This is a genomic window from Thermohalobaculum sp., from assembly GCF_058622915.1.
The window spans coordinates 1-18,085 of sequence record NZ_JBZSYN010000143.1 but is presented as its reverse complement, the minus strand read 5'-3'; the positions used below and the strand labels follow the sequence as shown (position 1 = coordinate 18,085).

Annotated in this window: 14 protein-coding genes; 9 read left to right on the top strand and 5 right to left on the bottom strand. The window is 64.6% G+C overall.

From position 1 onward, the window contains the following. Nucleotides 1–119: 119 nt before the first annotated feature. The 5 genes from rimP (at nt 120) to rbfA (ending at nt 6,169) form a co-directional block, all read left to right on the top strand. Nucleotides 120–719, top strand: coding sequence for a ribosome maturation factor RimP (gene rimP, locus AC32QD_RS11345; RefSeq protein WP_492010612.1), 600 nt, complete (start codon nt 120–122; stop codon nt 717–719). Continuing rightward, nucleotides 716–2,374 (top strand): transcription termination factor NusA, encoded by a 1,659-nt coding sequence (gene nusA / locus AC32QD_RS11340; RefSeq protein ID WP_492010611.1) that lies wholly within the window; start codon nt 716–718, stop codon nt 2,372–2,374. Before rimP ends, nusA begins: the two co-directional genes overlap by 4 nt. Nucleotides 2,375–2,410: 36 nt before the next feature. Then, complete coding sequence (locus tag AC32QD_RS11335) at nt 2,411–3,079, top strand: RNA-binding protein (protein WP_492010610.1); 669 nt, start codon at nt 2,411–2,413, stop codon at nt 3,077–3,079. Continuing rightward, entirely contained in the window at nt 3,076–5,694 is a 2,619-nt protein-coding gene (gene infB / locus AC32QD_RS11330) for a translation initiation factor IF-2 (RefSeq protein ID WP_492010609.1), read from the top strand. Before AC32QD_RS11335 ends, infB begins: the two co-directional genes overlap by 4 nt. A 79-nt stretch (nt 5,695–5,773) precedes the next feature. Continuing rightward, nucleotides 5,774–6,169, top strand: coding sequence for a 30S ribosome-binding factor RbfA (gene rbfA / locus AC32QD_RS11325; protein WP_492010608.1), 396 nt, complete (start codon nt 5,774–5,776; stop codon nt 6,167–6,169). 333 nt (nt 6,170–6,502) lie between these two features. On the opposite strand, the gene AC32QD_RS11320 is transcribed toward rbfA, so the two are convergent. Continuing rightward, complete coding sequence (locus AC32QD_RS11320) at nt 6,503–7,714, bottom strand: mitochondrial fission ELM1 family protein (protein ID WP_492010607.1); 1,212 nt, start codon at nt 7,712–7,714, stop codon at nt 6,503–6,505. Between the two features lie 266 nt (nt 7,715–7,980). On the opposite strand from AC32QD_RS11320, the gene AC32QD_RS11315 reads away from it, so the two are divergent. Next, nucleotides 7,981–9,120: a mitochondrial fission ELM1 family protein gene (locus tag AC32QD_RS11315; RefSeq protein WP_492010613.1), complete on the top strand. Its 1,140-nt coding sequence runs from the start codon at nt 7,981–7,983 to the stop codon at nt 9,118–9,120. Here the strand turns inward: AC32QD_RS11315 and AC32QD_RS11310 are convergent. The 4 genes from AC32QD_RS11310 to AC32QD_RS11295 all read right to left on the bottom strand — a co-directional run bounded on the left by AC32QD_RS11310 (nt 9,117) and on the right by AC32QD_RS11295 (nt 14,222). After that, entirely contained in the window at nt 9,117–10,052 is a 936-nt protein-coding gene (locus AC32QD_RS11310; RefSeq protein ID WP_492010606.1) for a glycosyltransferase family protein, read from the bottom strand. The genes AC32QD_RS11315 and AC32QD_RS11310 overlap by 4 nt on opposite strands. 40 nt (nt 10,053–10,092) lie before the next feature. Further along, nucleotides 10,093–11,031, bottom strand: a complete 939-nt coding sequence (locus AC32QD_RS11305; protein WP_492010605.1) for a sulfotransferase domain-containing protein — start codon at nt 11,029–11,031, stop codon at nt 10,093–10,095. Between the two features lie 207 nt (nt 11,032–11,238). Continuing rightward, nucleotides 11,239–12,387 carry a mitochondrial fission ELM1 family protein gene (locus tag AC32QD_RS11300; protein ID WP_492010604.1) on the bottom strand — a complete coding sequence of 383 codons (1,149 nt, stop codon included), beginning with the start codon at nt 12,385–12,387 and terminating at the stop codon, nt 11,239–11,241. A gap of 221 nt (nt 12,388–12,608) precedes the next feature. Further along, on the bottom strand, nt 12,609–14,222 hold the full coding sequence (locus AC32QD_RS11295) for an LTA synthase family protein (RefSeq protein WP_492010603.1): 1,614 nt from the start codon (nt 14,220–14,222) through the stop codon (nt 12,609–12,611). Between the two features lie 518 nt (nt 14,223–14,740). On the opposite strand from AC32QD_RS11295, the gene AC32QD_RS11290 reads away from it, so the two are divergent. The 3 genes from AC32QD_RS11290 to AC32QD_RS11280 all read left to right on the top strand — a co-directional run. Next, on the top strand, nt 14,741–16,279 hold the full coding sequence (locus AC32QD_RS11290) for an ABC transporter substrate-binding protein (RefSeq protein ID WP_492010602.1): 1,539 nt from the start codon (nt 14,741–14,743) through the stop codon (nt 16,277–16,279). 81 nt (nt 16,280–16,360) lie between these two features. After that, complete coding sequence (locus AC32QD_RS11285) at nt 16,361–17,329, top strand: ABC transporter permease (RefSeq protein ID WP_492010601.1); 969 nt, start codon at nt 16,361–16,363, stop codon at nt 17,327–17,329. Beyond that, on the top strand, nt 17,322–18,085 hold a 764-nt coding region (locus AC32QD_RS11280; protein WP_492010600.1), incomplete at its 3' end, for an ABC transporter permease. The genes AC32QD_RS11285 and AC32QD_RS11280, both read left to right, overlap by 8 nt.

Below are 18,085 nucleotides of genomic sequence, written 5' to 3'. Positions count from 1 at the left end.
GGCTTATATGGGCGTCAACATCGCGGCGGCCTCGCCGGAGCGGCGAGACCCCCACCGGGTTTCTCAGGCGGGCCGCTGGGCCCGCTTTTGATTCGCGCCGGAGGAGCGCCGCGCCAACTATGCCCGATCTGGTCGCCAAGGCCCCCGTGGACCAGCGCCTCGCTCGCATCGTCGAGCCGGCGATCGAGGGGATGGGATTTCGGCTCGTGCGCCTGCGCCTGATGGGCGGCAAGCGCACGACGTTGCAGGTCATGGCCGAGCGCCCCGACGGCACCATGGAGATCGAGGACTGTGCCGAGCTTTCGCGCGCGCTCTCGGCGGTGCTCGACGTCGAGGACCCGATTGCCAGCGAATACACGCTCGAGGTTTCTTCGCCCGGGATCGACCGGCCGCTGACACGGTTCGAAGATTTCGCTCGCTGGTCTGGCTATATCGCCCGGCTCGAGGCGGAGGAACTGATCGACGGGCGCCGCCGGTTCAAGGGGACGCTGGGCGGGGTCGAGAATAGTGAGATCCTGATTGAAACCGACCAAGGTCCGGCCCGCGTGCCCTTCGACCGGCTCGCGGATGCCAAGCTGGTCCTGACGGACGAGCTCGTCGCGGAATCTCTTAGGGCGCGTAAGCACGCATTCGACGCGGCGGACTACGACGAGGTCGTGGAATTCGAGGATGACGAAGACGCGGAGGCCGATGCCCCTCGCGAGAAGAAGGACGCATGAAGATGGTCAGTGCGAACAAGCTGGAGCTCCTGCAGATTGCCGACGCGGTGGCGCGCGAGAAGCTGATCGAGCGTGACCTCGTGATCGAGGCGATGGAGGAAAGCCTCGCCAAGGCGGCCCGTTCGCGTTACGGCGCCGAGTACGATATCCGCGCCTTCATCGACAAGAAGACGGGCGAGACCACCATGCATCGGGTGCTCGAAGTGGTCGACGACGCCGAGGTCGAGAACCATTTCACGCAGATCGGCCTCAAGGAGGCACGGCTGAAGAATCCCGAGGCGCAGGTCGGTGATCTGATCACCGAGCCGCTGCCTCCCATGGACTTCGGCCGCATCGCGGCACAGACGGCCAAGCAGGTGATCGTGCAAAGGGTCCGCGATGCCGAGCGCGAGCGCCAGTACGAGGAGTACAAGGACCGCGTCGGGGAAATCGTCAACGGCCTGGTCAAGCGGGTCGAGTATGGCAACGTCATCGTCGATCTCGGCCGTGCCGAGGCGATCATCCGCCGCGATCAGTTGATCCCGCGCGAGACCTACCGCGTCGGCGACCGCATTCGCGCCTATGTGCGTGACGTGCGTCGCGAGGCGCGCGGTCCCCAGATCTTTCTTTCCCGCACCGCGCCTGAGTTCATGGCCAAGCTCTTCGCCATGGAGGTCCCGGAGATCTACGACGGTATCATCGAGATCAAGGCGGTGGCCCGCGATCCGGGCAGCCGCGCGAAGATCGGCGTCATCTCCTACGATCATTCGATCGACCCTGTCGGCGCCTGCGTCGGCATGCGCGGATCCCGTGTCCAGGCGGTGGTGAGCGAGCTCCAGGGCGAGAAGATCGACATCATTCCTTGGAACGAGGACGCCGCCACCTTCATCGTCAACGCACTGCAGCCCGCCGAAGTCACCAAGGTTGTGATGGACGAGGACGCGCGGCGCATCGAGGTCGTCGTGCCTGACGATCAGCTCTCCCAGGCGATCGGTCGGCGCGGCCAGAACGTGCGACTGGCCTCGCAGCTCACCGGCTGGGACATCGACATCATGACCGAGGCCGAGGAATCCGAGCGCCGCCAGCAGGAGTTCAACGAGCGCAGCCAGATGTTCATGGAATCGCTCAACGTCGACGAGATGGTGGCCCAGCTCCTGGTCTCCGAGGGGTTCACCTCGCTCGAGGAGGTGGCTTATGTGCCTCTTGAGGAGATCGCGATGATCGAGGGCTTCGACGAGGAGACCGCGGAGGAACTGCAGGCGCGCGCCCGGGAAAGCATCGAGGAGCAGAACCAGAAGGCGCTCGCCGAGGCGCGCAACCTGGGGGCCGAGGACAGCCTGATCGAGTTCGAGGGCCTGACGCCGCAGATGGTGCTGGCGCTGGCGAAGGAGGGCGTGACCAGCCTCGAGGAATTCGCTCGCTGCGCCGACTGGGAGTTGGCGGGCGGCTATACCATCATCGACGGCAAGCGCGTCAAGGACGAGGGTCTGCTCGAGAGCTTCGACATGAGCCTCGAGGAAGCCCAATACCTGGTGATGAAGGCCCGCGTCGAGCTTGGCATCGTCGACGCCGCGGAGCTGGAAGCGCTCACCGCGGGGGAGGATGCCGCGGCCGAGGGCGCGGCCGAGATCGACAGTGCCGGCGACGAAACCGGCGAGGAGGCCAGGCTGGCGTAAGCCCGCCTGGGCCATTAAGTGACACGGGGTGGCGCCGTGAAATCCCGCATCGGGCCGGAGCGGCGCTGCATCGCCACGGGCGAGAGCGGACCGACGGAGCGCCTGATTCGCTTCGTCCTCTCGCCCGAGCATGAGGTGGTGCCGGACCTCGCGGCGAAACTTCCGGGCAGGGGCGTGTGGCTCACCTCGGACCGGGTGGTGATCGAGCGTGCGGTGACGAAACGCCTCTTCGCCCGCGGTTTCCGGGCCCAGGTCAAGGTGCCTGACGCCTTGGCGGACCGGCTCGAGGTCATGCTGGCGCAGCGCCTGATCGACCTGATCGGCCTCGCGCGCAAGGCGGGCCAGGCGGTCGTCGGCTTCGAGAAGACGCGCGCTCGGCTCAAGGAAAGCGGGGTCGGCGCGCTGATCACGGCATCGGATGGTGCCGCGGACGGGAAGGCAAAGCTGGCGCGGGTCTCGGGCGGGACCCCGATTATCCAGGTCCTCACGGGCCGCGAATTGGGTTTGGCTTTTGGCCGCGATTTTGCGATACATGCCGCGCTCGACCGGGGCGGCTTCGCGGATCGCGCGCTCGCCGAGGCGCTCAGGCTCGGGGGTCTTCGGGCAACGGCGTCTACGGGCGTCCCGGAGCGTCGGGGCGCCACGGCTGTTTGCAAGGCAAGGCAGAAGGGCTCAGGCTTGGGCTCCGGACAAGGTGACGGATGAACGATACGGATAGCGGCGACAACAAGGTCGGGCGTCGGGTGGCAGGCCGAGGCGGCACCGTGCGTGGCTCGGTGCGCCAAAGCTTCAGCCACGGACGCACACACGCGGTTGTCGTCGAGAAGAAGAAGAAGCGGCTTGTGAATGCGCCGGACGGCGGCAAGGCGGCCGGCAGCGGCACCATTTCGCTCAAGCCCAGGGCAAAACCGGCCGAGGCTCCGACGACCGAGGCCGAGCCGGAGAAAAAGCGCGAAGAGACGAAGTCTGCCGAGACGGAGAAAAAGGGCCAGATCCTGCGCACCCTTTCGGAGGAGGAGTACGGGCGTCGCCTCGAGGCGCTGAAACAGGCGCGCAAGGACGAGGAGGCCCGCCGCCAGCGCGAAGCCGAGGAGGCAAAGCGCCGCGCCGAAGAGGAGGCCAAGCGCAAGGCCGAAGAGGAAACCCGCCGCAAGGCGGAGGAAGCGGAGGAGGAGAAGCGTCGCCGCGAGACTGCCGAGGCCGATGCGGCCGAACATGCAGAAGACGCCGGCTCTGCTCCCACTCCCGAAGTTGAGCACACCGAGACCGACAAATCTGCCGAGCCGTCACAGCCGCGCGCGCCACGCACGCCCGCCCGCGGGCGCGAAGAGGAGTCGGAGGAAGAGACCCCGACACGCGGCCGCACGCCCTCGAAGGCACCGAAGAAAGCTGCTCCCCCACGCCCGCGTGGCGAGGAAGAACGTCGTCGCACCGGTAAATTGACGATCTCGAAGATTGGCGAGGACGAGGGTGGCCGCCAGCGTTCGCTCGCCGCTTTCCGCCGGCGTCAGGAGCGCGAGAAGCGCAAGATGATGGGCGGACCGGTCGAGCGCGAGAAGGTCGTGCGCGATGTGCGCATCCCGGACGCGATTACCGTGCAGGAGCTCGCCAACCGCATGGCCGAGCGAGTCGCCGACGTGATCAAGGCGCTGATGAAGAACGGCATCATGGCCACGCAGAACCAGTCGGTCGACGCCGACACCGCGGAATTGATCGTCGAGGAGTTCGGCCACAAGGCGATGCGCGTGTCCGAGGCCGATGTGGAGTCCGTGATCGAGACCGCGCAGGACAGCGAGTCCGACCTTCTGCCGCGCGCTCCCGTGGTCACGATCATGGGGCATGTCGACCACGGCAAGACCTCGGTGCTCGATGCGCTGAGGAAGACAGATGTCGCCTCCGGGGAAGCCGGAGGGATCACCCAGCACATTGGCGCCTACCAGATCACCACCGAGTCCGGCCAGAAGATCACCTTTCTCGATACGCCGGGTCACGCCGCATTCACTTCGATGCGCGCCCGCGGCGCCCAAGTGACGGACATCGTCGTGCTGGTGGTCGCGGCGGACGACTCGGTGATGCCGCAGACGATCGAGGCGATCAACCACGCCAGGGCCGCCGGCGTCCCGATGGTGATCGCCATCAACAAGATCGATCGGCCCGGAGCCGATGCGAACCGTGTCCGCACGGAGCTCCTGCAACACGAGGTAGTGGTGGAGGAGATGGGTGGCGAGGTGCTGAGCGTCGAGACCTCGGCCGTCACGGGCGCAGGGCTCGACAAGCTGCTCGAGGCGATCGCTCTCCAGGCCGAGCTCATGGAGCTCAGGGCCAACCCGAACCGGCCGGCCGAGGGGGCAGTGATCGAGGCCAAGCTCGATGTCGGCCGTGGACCCGTGGCCACAGTTCTGGTCCAGCGGGGCACACTCAGGCTCGGCGATGTCTTCGTTGTTGGCGAGCAATGGGGCCGCGTGCGGGCGCTGATCAACGATCAGGGCGACCGTGTCGAGGAAGCGGGCCCGTCAATTCCCGTTGAGGTGCTCGGCCTTCAGGGCACCCCCGAGGCGGGGGACACCCTCAATGTGGTCGAAGACGAGAACAAGGCCCGCGAGATCGCCGAGTACCGCCAGCGGAAGGCTCGAGAGGCCCAGGCGGCGAAGGGCGCCCGTGCCACGCTCGACCAGCTCCTCGCCCAGGCCAAGGCCAGCGAGGATGTCAAGGAGCTGCCCGTGCTGGTGAAGGCCGATGTTCAAGGCTCGGCCGAGGCCATTGTGCAGGCGCTCGAAAAGGTCGGCAACGAGGAGGTTCAGGTTCGCGTGCTGCACTTTGGCGTCGGCGCGATCACCGAGTCGGACGTCACGCTGGCCGAGGCCTCGAAGGCTCCGATCATCGGCTTCAACGTCCGCGCCAATGCCCCGGCGCGCGAGGCCGCAAACCAGAAGGGCGTCGAAATCCGCTACTATTCGGTGATCTACGACCTGGTCGAGGACGTGAAGAAGGCCGCCGAAGGCCTGCTTTCGCCAGAGGTCAAGGAGAAGTTTGTCGGCTATGCCGCGATCAAGCAGGTGTTCAAGGTCTCCGGCGTCGGCCGTGTCGCCGGCTGCGAGGTTACCGAGGGCGTGGCCCGCAGGAACGCCGGCGTCCGCCTGTTGCGCGACGATGTCGTGATACACGAAGGACGGCTGAAGACGCTCAAGCGCTTCAAGGACGAAGTGCGCGAGGTCCAGGCCGGCCAGGAATGCGGCATGGCCTTCGAGAACTACGAGGACATCCGCGAAGGCGACGTGATCGAAATCTTCGAGCGCGAGGAGGTCGAGCGCACGCTCTGACCTCTGCGACCGACGACCCGACGCGACACCTTCCCCAGATGGGGCAGGCAGGGAGGGGGGCAACCGCCCCCGGCAGCCCATGACCCGCAGGCAGCACGATTTGTCCGATCCGACTCAGCGCCAGCTCCGTGTCGGTGAGCTGATCCGTCGCGTTTTGGCGGATGTTCTGATGCGCGGCGAGCACCACGAGCCCGCCCTCGAGGGGGTCTCGGTCACGGTAGGCGAGGTGCGCTGCTCGCCCGATCTCAAGGTTGCCACGGTCTACATCATGCCGCTTGGCGGCCGCGATACGGAACGCGTGCTCGAAGGCCTCGAACATGCCAAGGGTGAGTTGCGACGGCGGATCAACCGTGAGGTCCGGTTGAAATACTCGCCGGAACTCCACTTCCGTCTCGACGAGACCTTCGACAAGATGGACGAGACCCGCCGCCTGCTCGGGCAGGAGCGCGTGCGCCGTGACGTGGACAAGACCTGACGTCACAAGATTCCCTGGATGAGTGGCCGGGGGGTCGAGCCGGTTCGTACCCGCTTTGCAGTACCTGCCCCGCAGCGGATCCGCTGGAATTGGTGGCGAGCTGTACTTCCGTCTAAGCACCGCGCGAGCCGGCCAGCGTGTGCCTTGCCAGAGCGCGCCGGCGCTTGAGACTCTTGCGGACTCCACGCCGTCGCTCACCACTGCAACCCAATCGGAGAATTCTGGCGTTTCGCGGCCCTAATCTCGGGGAATGGTCAAGTGCACGATGGCTCCCGAAAGACCCGAAAAGGGTCACAGATTTCTGCCGTTACAGACCGAGATTGCCCCGCTTAGTCAACACGCGCTGGCAACGCGACGCGGATCCATATCCACCTCGCTCTCATACTCCTCCGGCATGAACAGGGCCTCCACGCGCTCGACCGCCCGTTGCGTTTCCATTACAGGCGGTGGCTGGCGGGTGGGGAACGCTTCGTCCAGCCATGCAACACGGCCAGCGTCGATCAGGCGACGGTGGACCAAACGGATGTCGCGCGTCATCCTTTGCGGAGGGATCCTGAGCATCTTCCGGTATAGGACGGCCTTGGCGTGGTCGATGTCGCACCGCGTGGGCCAACGCACCCGCCGAGATTTGCCGACCTCTTCCTCCAATGCATGACCTGTCTCAAAGTCGCCCGGGCCGGGATCGAACATGTAGACCGGCCGGCGCGTCGCGCAGGCTTCGGCCAGCATTGTCGCGCTGTCGCAGGTCACGATGAAGGACTCTGCCAGTGCCAAATATCCGTAAAACGGATTCTCAAGCGCGTCCGGTGTCCAGCGATACACGTGAGCCGGAACGTCGATGGCCCCCTCCAAGGCGTCCATGGCCCCCGGTGCCGTGCGGCGGCTGGCCGTCACGAGCAGAGATCCTCCGACCTCACGCGCCAAGGCGCTGGCCTTCTGGCCCAGTCTGCGCGCTGCTTCGTGCCCCAGAGCGTAGGGTCCGCCGTAGCCGCCCACCAGAAGCGCAATGTAGGGGCGCGGCAAATGGGCAAAGCGCGGTGCCCATATGGCGGCAGCATCCGCGAGCCGCGGCTTGGTGATGTGCGTCAGGCTCAGGTCATTGTGCAGAACGTTGCTGCGGTCCGGGAGGCGGTATTCAGGCGCAGTGACGACGAGGTCGAATTTGTCAAGGCGCGCCCATGGGCGGCCGACATGCACATATCGTACCGGCTTGTCCGCCTGCTTTTGGATCCAGCGGCAGACCGGCTCGTTGCGCATGGCCGCGGAGATGACGAGGTCGGGCCAGGGCGGCTCCAGTGGGCTGGAGAGATCCTGACGTATTCCCAGGAGAGTCGTCGGGCGGAACACATCGCTGAGATATCCGAACCGGCGGTAGCTGAGACGCTTGATCTCGAAGGGCCAGCCGAGCGCCTCGGCGAGGGCGAGGACCTGCGCATTTTCGCCCTGGCGGGCGCACAGAACAGCCCAAACTGTTGGAGACTTGCGACGGTCCGCATGCCTGTTCTCCAGCAGTTCTATCGAGTATAGCGGATGATCTTTTGGCATGGCTATCTCTGGGGGGCAGGGTTGATCGCGGCATTGACGCGAGAATGACGCAGTGATTTCGGATCCAAAGTCGGGAACGTAAGCGCCGGTGCCGCCTTGGACCCGCCAAGCACCTGCGATAGAGGGGTGTGCGCGCTGCAACCAATCGCGTGACCCAAGGAAGCTGGAGCCGCCGCGGGCCGCGCTGCCTCGAGCGGGCAGCATTTGCTGAGGGAGAGACGATCGTGGGCGCTGAGCAAGAGCCGCCGGGCGGGCAGGGCGCGAGGATGCCAACCGTATGGGTTCTGACGGGACACCGGGCGGGTGACAGCGCGCAGATGCTCGCCCTCGCCGAGGCGCTCGGCTGGCCCTTCGAGGTCAAGCGGCTGGCCTACCGGAAGACCGAGCTCGTGACGAACCTTGCCTTGGGACCCACACTGGCGGGCATCGTGCGCGGACAATCCAGCCTGCTTGCCGAGCCCTGGCCCGATCTCGTGATTTCGGCGGGCCGCCGCAATGAGCCGGTGGCCCGCTGGATCCGCCGTCGGTCCGGAGGTCGCACGCGGCTGGTCCATTTCGGCAGACCCTGGGCCAGGCTTGAGTGTTTCGACCTCGTAATCACGACGCCCCAGTACGCTCTGCCGCGACGGCCAAACATTCTGTGGCTCGACCTCCCGCTCCATCGCGTCACTCCGGAACGGCTCGAGCAAGCCGCCGAGGCTTGGCGGGAACGTCTGGCCCATCTGCCGCGCCCCCGAATCGCGGTCCTGGTCGGCGGAGACGCCGCCCCTTACAGGCTGGGAGTGGACGCCGCCGGGGGTCTCGGCCGCACCGTTGCACGAATGGCCAAGGACGCCGGCGGGTCGCTGCTGGTCACGACCAGCGCCCGCACCAGCGCCGAAGCCAGCGAAGCGCTTCGCGAGGCTATCCGAGAGCCCGCGTATATCCATTACTGGAACCCGCGGGTGCAGGAGAATCCTTATCTTGCGTTTCTCGCTCTCGCCGATGCGATCGTGGTGACGGGAGACAGTGTGTCCATGGTCGCCGAAGCCTGCGCTACCAAAGCGCCGGTCTACATCTTTGACCCTGGAGAGGGGCCCGGCTCGATGCGCGAGCCGACTGGACCGCGCTCGGCGCGAAATGTCATGCGGCAATTCGACGGATGGACCCTGTTCTATCGAACGGTTCATCGCCTCGCGCCCGTGCGGATGCGGCGCGACATCGGCGCGATGCTTCGGGCGCTGGTTCGCAGCGGTCGCGCAGCATGGCTCGGCGACCCGGCACCGCCCGGTCGCAAGGGCCGCTCCACGGACCTGCCACGTGCGGTGGCGCGGGTCCGTTCCCTCTTTGCCGAGAGCGTTGCGCCGGCAGGGCGTGCCGTTCGGCCTAGTGCCAGGAAGCATCATGAAAGCCACCCCGAGCGCTAGGCCGTCGCCGCTTGCTGGCCGAGCGCCGGTGTGCGCCGCAGCACCTCGAGCGCGTCGTGGCGCAGGTGGTTGCTCGCCATTTCCGAGCGCAGCATGTCTTCCGTGACGGTCCCTTCCTCCAGGCATCCGCGCAAGAGGCCGAAGAAGAACCGCTCCTGGTTCGGGTCCGGATGCCGCTTGTAGTGGCCGAGCAGGCCGTAGTCGCCGAACAACGCGCGTCGCGCCTGCATGATCCAGCCGTAGGGCGGAAAGTTCTTCAGCTTGTCGGGTGGCGAGAAGTCCACCGGCAGCCCGGTCTTCCAAGGCTGCGTGTAGCGCTTGGTGTTGTGGACCATCTTGGTCTTGTCGGTCAGCCGATCGAAGTCGTTCCACTCGTTCTCGAGCATGCCGATGCTCTCGGTCGGCTCGAGCCGGAGCGAGATCCAGTCCATGTAGTCGAGTTCGAACTCGAACATCTGGTTGAACTGCTTCTCCACGTTCCAGTGGGTCAGCTTCGCGCAATCGAGAAGCATGACACTGGTTGCATACGACTTTCCGGCCGCCTTGTTTCCGCGAAGCCGGCAGAGGATCGACTTCCCCTGCATGTCGCGGTCCAGCAGCTCGCGCACGTCACCGGCAGCGAAGACATCCGGGTCGATGACCACGGCGCGACCGCGATATCCCATGAGTTCCGGGGGCATGAAGCGCAGCGGTGTGAAGGACTGAAGATCGTCGTTGTGCCAGATGCGCTTCAGACCGTCGCGCAGATATGCCTGCCCCTCCCGCGCGGTGAAGAAGTCATAGTCCTCGCGCTTCATGATGTGGACGTCGAACGCATCCGGGTCCGTTGAGTTCCGGCGCAGTGAATGCGCCGCCACAAGAGCGCCGACGAACTGCTTCGCGTTGGTCTGAATGAAAACGCAGGGCTTGTCACCCTTTGCCGTCTCGCTCATGTCGCCCCTCCTGTCCCGTGCGTCGTCCGTTCTCCGACGGTCACGCGCTCCTCATCCCGTCGCACTCGCTCGGGACGTACCCGTAAACGGGGTCGAGCCTCGCGCCGACGAACTCGTCGATCTGCCGAGCTTGGTCGTCGTCGAAATAGTCCCGGTAGCCGCCGACCTTGCCGCGGCGCACTTTGTATGAGTCCGGGTTGCTCTTGTCCTTCGCCAGCAGTTTGCTGCCGTACAGCCAGAAGACGTTACGCGCCTCCAACGATCTCATCTTGTCGAAGGAAGCAAACTCAACGGCCTGAGAAACTTCCCCATCTGTCGGCTCTGCCCCCATGAACGCGAGTATCCGGTGGAGCGAGGTCTCGGGGCTGGCGCGCATGTCTTCGTAGCGGATTACCAAGCTGCTATCCAGGTCCGGCAGGGCGCGCGCCCACGCGTTCATAAACTCGACGACTCTTTCGAGCATGGCGCCTTCGCGCATCACGAAGTCGAAGATCGGCACCTCGGCCCCGTGGGGCGGATAGTCGTTGATCCGCTTCTTGCCCGCCGCCATGCGGTAGCGCCACTGAAAATACTGGGAAACCGCCACGTCCGCCGGATGCCGAACGAGCAGCACAACCTTCTTGCCGGAAAAATCGGCCTTGGAGTCGAAGTTCCCAGTGTAATCCCGGATGTAGTTGTCGTGCGTGAAAAGAACCTTGGGGATCCCCTCGTTTCGACGATGCAGGTTGTCGAAGCTAAGGAGACTCCGCATGGGCAGTCCGAAGCGAAGTTGATAGAACCGCGACAACATCACGCGCAGCCAGGTCCGGCCGCTCTTTCCATAGGAAACGATGACGCAGTCGGCGCGCTCTAGCTTGTGCGCTTCCTCCCGACCGCGTGCCCGGCGCTCGATCCGCCGGCGAGTCGCGTCAGGCAGAAGAAACGTGGCTCTGACTGCCGCTTCACGCGCCAGTCTGTCCCAAACTGCCTCGATGCCCATCTCTTCCGCCTGTCTGTGTTATGGTTACAGATAACCGCCTGGCCCGCCCCCTCGGGTCAGCGTCTGCGCGACTCACAAGCAACTTCGTTCAATAAGGGCGGACCCTGTGCCGGTGCAAATCAACAAACGTTAGCAATGGTTACAGAAAATGACCCGAACGTTCTGAGCCTTCGCCAAAGCTGCGGGCCGAACGGCTTCGAGGCCGCCTCAGTGTGGCTGCATCAGTCCCCTTATCCGCGCGACGATGCCGGGCAATTCATCCGGGGCTTTTGGGCCGTCAGGTCGTAAGGCGTCCCCAAACCATACCGCCAGTTCGTCGCGAACCAGCGTCTCGTGCAGCGCCTTCAAGTCCCGCGTGTACCCGATCAGGCCCAGACGATAGAGCAGGTCGCCCAGCACCCCGAACCCCAGACCGTGCGGTCCGGGCTGCCCGCCCCTTCCAGGATGGAGACGGCGGCGCAACCACATCAGCGGCCTTGCGAGCCATGAGGAGGGCGGAAGCGGATAGATCGCCAGTGGCCTGCCGAGACACGCGATCTCGACGAGCATGGATATGCTGTCTCCGGTCACGATGAATCTGTCGGCGAGCTTGAGGAGCGCCCGGTACGGATTGTTCCGTCCCTCGGATGTCCAGCGGTACAGCAACGCCTCCTTGGGAAGGCTAGCCGCCAGCGCCTCCGTGACCGTCACCGGCGTTCGCCGGCTCGTGGTGACCACAAGGGTTCCGCCCTGCTCGGCCGCGAAACGGGCGGCCGAGCAGGCAAGGCCACTGGCGATGCAGGCGTCGAAGCGCACCGTCCGGATCGGGCCGCCCACCATCAGCGCGACGAGCGGCCGGGGCAGAGATTCGAATTCCGCCTTCCACTCCGCTGCCGCTGCATCGATCGCTGCCTCGTCGACGCGCAGAAGCGGATAGGCATGGCCCAGGACGTTTTCGCGCGGCGGAAGCCGGTACTGCATGGAGGTAATGACCAGATCGAAGCGATGAAGCAGCCTTTGCGCTCTGCCGATCAGCACGATCTTCGTTCGGCCATGCGATTTTTTCTTCACCCACAGGGCGACCATCGACATGCGCCGGCCAATCGTGATGATCAGATCGGGCCAAGGGGGCTCGAGCGTATCCGACCGGTCCAGATCCACGTGATGCAACGATGCCCGGACGAAGGGCTTGCCTATAATATAACGTCCCCGCACCCGGATCTGCTTTTCCTCGCAAGGCCAGCTCAGGGCGCCCGCGACCGCTCTGACCTGGGCATTGTCTCCGAGCTTGTCCGAGAGGATCAACCACACGCGCGGCGGGGACTCCGGTCGGGAGCCGGCGTTCTCCACATCGATGGTTCGGTCACCGCCGCGCATGCGAGAAAGTCTCATGGGCGGCGTGGCGGATGTCTGAATTGCAAAAGAAGTGCGGCATTCTAGCCCGCGCTGTCATGGCCTCCGCGAGGAGCGTCCCGATTGCTGCACCGAAAACGTCCCCGTGATTTCGAAGATCCGTGTCCATGGTGCTTGCGGCTCAGTCCGGAAGCCCCTTTTGGCTCATTGGCATCGGCTTCGTTCGCTGCGGATGGCGAATTTCTCTAGAGTTCCTGGGTCGGACGTTCGAGTTCCCGCGCTGCGGAAACCGATCTTTGGGCTGCAGATCGAGAGCCCGGCGGCGTCGACATCCCCTCGGCCGCGCCCGCCTGTCGAATGTCTGCCGCCGACAGCAACAGGTCGGACAGCCCCACGACGTCGGCATCACGAACCATCGGTCGCTCGCCATGATCCGGCCGCCAAATGACGTAGTCACTGCGCGGATCGGAAAATTCCAGATGCCTGAAGACCTTGGGGAAGCTCGGCAGATGATCTCCAAAGACGCACAGCGTGCCATCTCGCTGGCGCAAGGCGTGCGCTAGCTGCCCGATCATTGCGTCGGTATTCGCCAGATGCCTGAGGTAGCAGAGAAATTCTGCGGGAAAGCTGGGCACCAGGGCCTGGACACCCGCAAGTTCCTCCGGGGGCAGGCGTTCCTTCCACCATTGGCCGTGATTTTCCATTGTGATGGCGAAGATGAATTTGGGTCGTGCCGACTCCTCGAGAACCGCGGCGACTTTCTCCGCGACCGCAAGGTCGGAAACGTAGGGACCGAATTCGCGCGCGCCCTGAAATGCCGAGACATCGAAGAATGCGTCGAATCCGAGATTGGGTAGCACCTGTCGCCGTCCGAAGAAATCGCCCGAGAACGGATGGATGCAGATCGTTTGATAGCCGAGGTTGCGAAGTTCATGGGCGATCGACCAGACTGGTCGTTTGGCGAACCGCAGGTACGGGTTAAACCGGTCCATTCCAAGCTCATCCGCAGATAGACCGGTCAAGAACGCAAACTCGGTCCTCTGCGTGCAGGCTCCCCACGCAGCCGGGACGGTAAGCTGCCCCCGGTACACGGCCTCCGTGGCGCAATGATCAAAGCATCGCAACAGACTGCGGTCGATCCGTCGGTCCATTCGGCGAACGTCGAAGAACGACTCCGCCTGTACCGCGACGATGTCTGTCAGCTTCCCGGACCGCGGTGGGCGTAATGTCCGGCGCCGCCGCTGACGTGCGATGTCCTTGTCGCTCTGGTCGTTGGAGAGAAGCGCGGTGAGGAGCAGCGACCCGATCAGCCCGAAGCGAATGACATCCGTTCGCGGGTTGAGCGAGGGCTTCAGGCCCCATGCCCAGCGCCGCAGACGGCCCCGAAGCAGATGAATGCCAAATCCGCCGCCAGCGGCCAAAGCGAGAACAGCAGCAAGCCGCGTCGGCCATCCCCCCAGCACCTGCAAAGGCGCCTCGAGCGCCATCGCCGCACCGGACGCGGCGACGACCGAACCCAGAAGCAGGGCCGCTGGCACGACTCCCAGATAGGGAAGGAACAACTGAGGATGCTTTGCGATCTGCCCCAGCATTGCGAAGTCGACGAAAACCAGAGGTTCTCGCAGGGCAGTCAGCTTCGCGCTGTTGACTGCGGCCAGAGCGACCATCAGCGCCAGGACGGCCGCGGCGGCGAAGACGGGGCGGGCGGTCAGCAGAACGAGAATCGCCATCAGCCCCCCGGCAAAGCATCCGCCCACCAGCACCGGGATCGTTCCGACGTGTTTGCCACTCTGGCGCGCACCGAGAATTTCGATGGCAGCTCCAGATGCGACGACCGTCAAGAAGACCCACACAAGCATTCAGTTCGCTCTTCCGATTAGACCGTAACGGCCCTTTTGTGACAGCGTGAGATCGATCCGATGCGTTCCCAGCTTTTGGTGACGGTTTTTGAACCCCAATATTATGGTACTGCACAGGGAAGATGACTAGGTCCGCCCCGCGGTTGCGGAGCGAGCCTGCTCCCCGGATCTCGTTTGGCTCGCGCGTCCGGCGAAACGAAATCAGCGAAGCCACCGCCCCTCGAGGGGCGCAATAACAGAGTTATCGAGGTCGGCCAAGGCGTCGTTTTCGCCTCCGTGGCGGTTCTAGCGACGCAGACCCATGGGCGCGCGTTGCCCCGGCTCCGCAGCCGGGCCAAACCCTCTCGCGTCGCGCGGGGCACCGGCGCCGCGAAGAATGCCTCCCCTGAGACGATGGCTGCAGTCTTGTTGCAGCGCCGTGCCCGGGTTGCTAACGTTCGCTCCCGCCGCCCTGCGTACTGCGCCAGCGTACCGACGCATGCGCCAATGATACTACATCTGCAACGGAGGGAACCCTCATGAAACCGGTCTCGACAATAAGCCTCGCCGGCGCCGTTCTCTTGGCGCTCGGTAGCCTTGCACCGCCCGCTGTGGCCCAGCAAGGGCGCCTGACCGTGGCCGTCTCGGCCCCGCCCCGCACCATGAACCCGCTCGGCGCTGACGCAGACTCCAACCTTTCGGTCATGTCGAACATGTTCGAGGGCCTGCTTCAGCGCACGACCGACGGCACTCTGAAGCCTGCACTGGCAACCGAGTGGGATCGCGTCAATGAGCTGACCTGGCGCTTCAAGCTCAGGAAAGGGGTGAAGTTCCACAACGGCAATGAGTTCACCGCCGACGATGTCATCTACACGTTTAATCGGCTGAAGAACCCGGAGGTTTCGGAGTTCCTCAACTTCGGCTCGCTGGTCGACTCGATCAAGAAGATCGGCGACGGCTGGACCATCGAGATCAAGACCAAGAAGCCGGTGCCCTTCTTCGACCAGAACCTCCACCAGATCTTCATCATGGATAAGAAGTCGACGGAGTCGCGCTCGCCGGGCGAGGTTGGCCAGCACCCGATTGGCACCGGACCCTACAAGTTCGACGAGTGGGTCAAGGGCTCCTACCTCAAGATGAGCGCCTTCGACGGCTACTGGGGCGACAAGCCACAGATCAAGCACGTCGAGATTCGACCGGTGACCGAGGCCTCGACCGCCATCGCCGCCATCCTCAGCGGCAGCGTCGATATCCTCCAAGATGTGCCCGTCGCCTCGATCAAGCAGATCGAGAAGAACCCGCACGTCAAGCTGGTGACGCGCCCGTCGCGGCGCTCGATCTGGCTCGGCATCGCGAACCGCAAGGGCATGCCGACGGCCGATGTCCGGGTGCGCCAGGCGATGTATCATGCGATCGACGAGAACGCGATCATCGACAAGGTGATGTTCGGTCACGCTGCGCCAGCAGCGCAGATTCCGGACCCGCCGACCACCGGCTACTCCAAGGATATCAAGCGACTCGCCTTCGACCCCGCAAAGGCCAAGGAGCTGCTCAAGGAGGCCGGCTATGCCAAGGGGTTCAAGATCAAGCTCGACGGGCCGAACAACCGTTATGTGCAGGACGAGCAGATCCTCGCCAATGTCGCCAGCCAGCTTGCGAAGGTCGGCATCGACGTCCAGGTCGACGCCAAGCCGAAGTCGATCTTCTTTGACCAGGTCTCGCACAACAGTTTGGACTTCTACCTGCTGGGCTGGTTCGATGGCTCGTACGACTTTGGCCGCTCCTATGCCAAGCTCCTGCACTGCGTCGACAAGAAGAACGGCTATGGCGGTACCAATGGCGCGGCCTATTGCAACCCCGCGCTCGACAAGATCTACGAGAAGTCGAACGAGATCGTCGACCCGCAGAAGCGCGCCAAGGTCCTGCAGGAGTTGAACCAGAAGGCGATGCAGCAGGTGGCGGTGATACCGCTACATTACCAGCAGGATATCTATGCCGAGTACAAGGGCCGCGGCATCGAGTTCACGCCGCGCTCGGACACCTGGATCGTCTTCAAGGACATCAAGCGGAAGATGTAACCGCCTCTCCTCCGGTCGCCTGCCTCGTGCGGGCGGCCGGGCCAAGCACCCGAAGGAACCGGCGCGGAGGGCCGGCGTGCAATGTCGACCTACGTGGCAAGGCGGCTCTTGCAGGGCGTGGTGGTCCTCCTGCTGGTTACATTCATCGGCTTCGTCGTCTTCCAGTATCTTGGCGATCCGGTGATGACGCTTGCGGGCCGCTATGCCACGCAGGCGCAGCGCGAGGAGGTGCGCCGGGTTCTGCACCTCGACCAGCCCTTCTATGTGCAGTACTGGATCTTCCTGAAGAATGCCGTGCACGGCGACTTCGGCCTGAGCTACGTGGCCCGCGTGCCTGCCTTCCATCTTGTGCTCGAGCGCCTTCCCGCCAGCATCGAACTCTCCTTCGCGGCCGAGGTGCTGGCGGTGACGATCGGTGTCGCCCTGGGCGTCCTGGTAGCCGCCTTCCCGCGCGCCGCGCTCTCCAAGACGGCGATGACGCTGGCTCTGCTCGGTGTCTCGCTGCCGACCTTCCTGATCGGCATCCTGCTCATCATGCTGTTCGCCGTGACACTCGGCTGGCTGCCGCCGTTCGGGCGCGGCGACGTCGTGCAGCTCACCGCCATCTGGCGCACCAGCTTCCTGACCTGGAGTGGTCTGGAGCACATCATCATGCCGGCCTTCACCCTGGGCATGTTCCAGCTCGCGCTGCTTTTCCGTCTCACGCGGAGCGGCATGATCGAGGCGCTGGGCACCGACTATGTGCGCACCGCGCGCGCCAAGGGGCTGCCCTGGCGCGTGGTTTTGTTCAAGCACGCGCTGAGAAACGTGCTGATCCCGGTCGTGACCATGATCGGCCTGCAGTTCGGCCAGCTCATCGGCTTCTCGATCGTCACCGAGAGCATCTTCCAGTGGCCCGGCGCGGGGAACCTTCTGCTGAGCTCGATCTACGAGTCCGACTTCCCCGTCGTGGCCTGCTACATCATAATCGTCGCGGTGATCGTGGTCGGCCTGAACCTCGTGGTCGATATCACCTACGCGCTCCTGAACCCGAGGATCCGCTATGGTTGAGGCGACGGAGCAAATTTTGGGCGCCGAAGAGATCCTGCCGCAGCGCAGCGGGGCACGGCGCATGTTACGCCATTTCCTGCACCGCCCGCTGACCGTGATCGCTGCTGTGGTGCTCGTGACGCTCTTGGTTGCCTGCTTCCTCGCGCCGTTGATCGCGCCGCAGAACCCATATGATCTCAAGTCGCTCGAGACCGCCGACTCGATGCTTCCGCCGGTGTGGGATGACGGGGGCCGGATGCCCTTCATCCTCGGCACCGACGTGCAAGGGCGTGATGTGTTCTCGACCATCCTCTACGGCGGGCGCACCTCCTTCATTGTCGGCTTCTCGGTGGTGTTCCTGGCCGGTGCCATCGGCGCGACGATCGGGCTGCTGGCCGGCTATTTCGGCGGTTGGCTCGACACGATGATGATGCGCCTGGGCGATACGTTGCTCTCCTTCTCCACGACCCTGATCGCCATGCTGCTGCTTGGTCTTTTCAAGCAGTCGAGCGTGCTGCTTGTCATCCTCGCCATCACGGTGGTCGACTGGGTCCAGTACGCCCGCACCATGCGCGGCACCGTGCTCACCGTGCGCGAGGAGGACTATGTCATGGCGGCGCGCGCAGTGGGCGCCCGGCATGCGCGCATCATCTGGCGGCACGTCCTGCCGAACTCTCTGGCGCCGCTGATGGTCATCGCGGCGGTGAACTTCGCAGTGGTGGTGATGCTGGAGGCGACGCTCTCGTTCCTCGGCGTCGGCGTGCCGATCACGCAGCC

What these genes read in the sequence shown, in the direction of transcription:
- rimP (WP_492010612.1), top strand. Translation starts at nt 120, where the DNA reads ATGCCCGATCTGGTCGCCAAGGCCCCCGTGGACCAGCGCCTCGCTCGC.
- nusA (WP_492010611.1), top strand. Translation starts at nt 716, where the DNA reads ATGAAGATGGTCAGTGCGAACAAGCTGGAGCTCCTGCAGATTGCCGAC.
- infB (WP_492010609.1), top strand. Translation starts at nt 3,076, where the DNA reads ATGAACGATACGGATAGCGGCGACAACAAGGTCGGGCGTCGGGTGGCA.
- rbfA (WP_492010608.1), top strand. Translation starts at nt 5,774, where the DNA reads ATGACCCGCAGGCAGCACGATTTGTCCGATCCGACTCAGCGCCAGCTC.
- AC32QD_RS11320 (WP_492010607.1), bottom strand. Translation starts at nt 7,714, where the DNA reads ATGCCAAAAGATCATCCGCTATACTCGATAGAACTGCTGGAGAACAGG.
- AC32QD_RS11315 (WP_492010613.1), top strand. Translation starts at nt 7,981, where the DNA reads ATGCCAACCGTATGGGTTCTGACGGGACACCGGGCGGGTGACAGCGCG.
- AC32QD_RS11310 (WP_492010606.1), bottom strand. Translation starts at nt 10,052, where the DNA reads ATGAGCGAGACGGCAAAGGGTGACAAGCCCTGCGTTTTCATTCAGACC.
- AC32QD_RS11305 (WP_492010605.1), bottom strand. Translation starts at nt 11,031, where the DNA reads ATGGGCATCGAGGCAGTTTGGGACAGACTGGCGCGTGAAGCGGCAGTC.
- AC32QD_RS11300 (WP_492010604.1), bottom strand. Translation starts at nt 12,387, where the DNA reads ATGCGCGGCGGTGACCGAACCATCGATGTGGAGAACGCCGGCTCCCGA.
- AC32QD_RS11295 (WP_492010603.1), bottom strand. Translation starts at nt 14,222, where the DNA reads ATGCTTGTGTGGGTCTTCTTGACGGTCGTCGCATCTGGAGCTGCCATC.
- AC32QD_RS11290 (WP_492010602.1), top strand. Translation starts at nt 14,741, where the DNA reads ATGAAACCGGTCTCGACAATAAGCCTCGCCGGCGCCGTTCTCTTGGCG.
- AC32QD_RS11285 (WP_492010601.1), top strand. Translation starts at nt 16,361, where the DNA reads ATGTCGACCTACGTGGCAAGGCGGCTCTTGCAGGGCGTGGTGGTCCTC.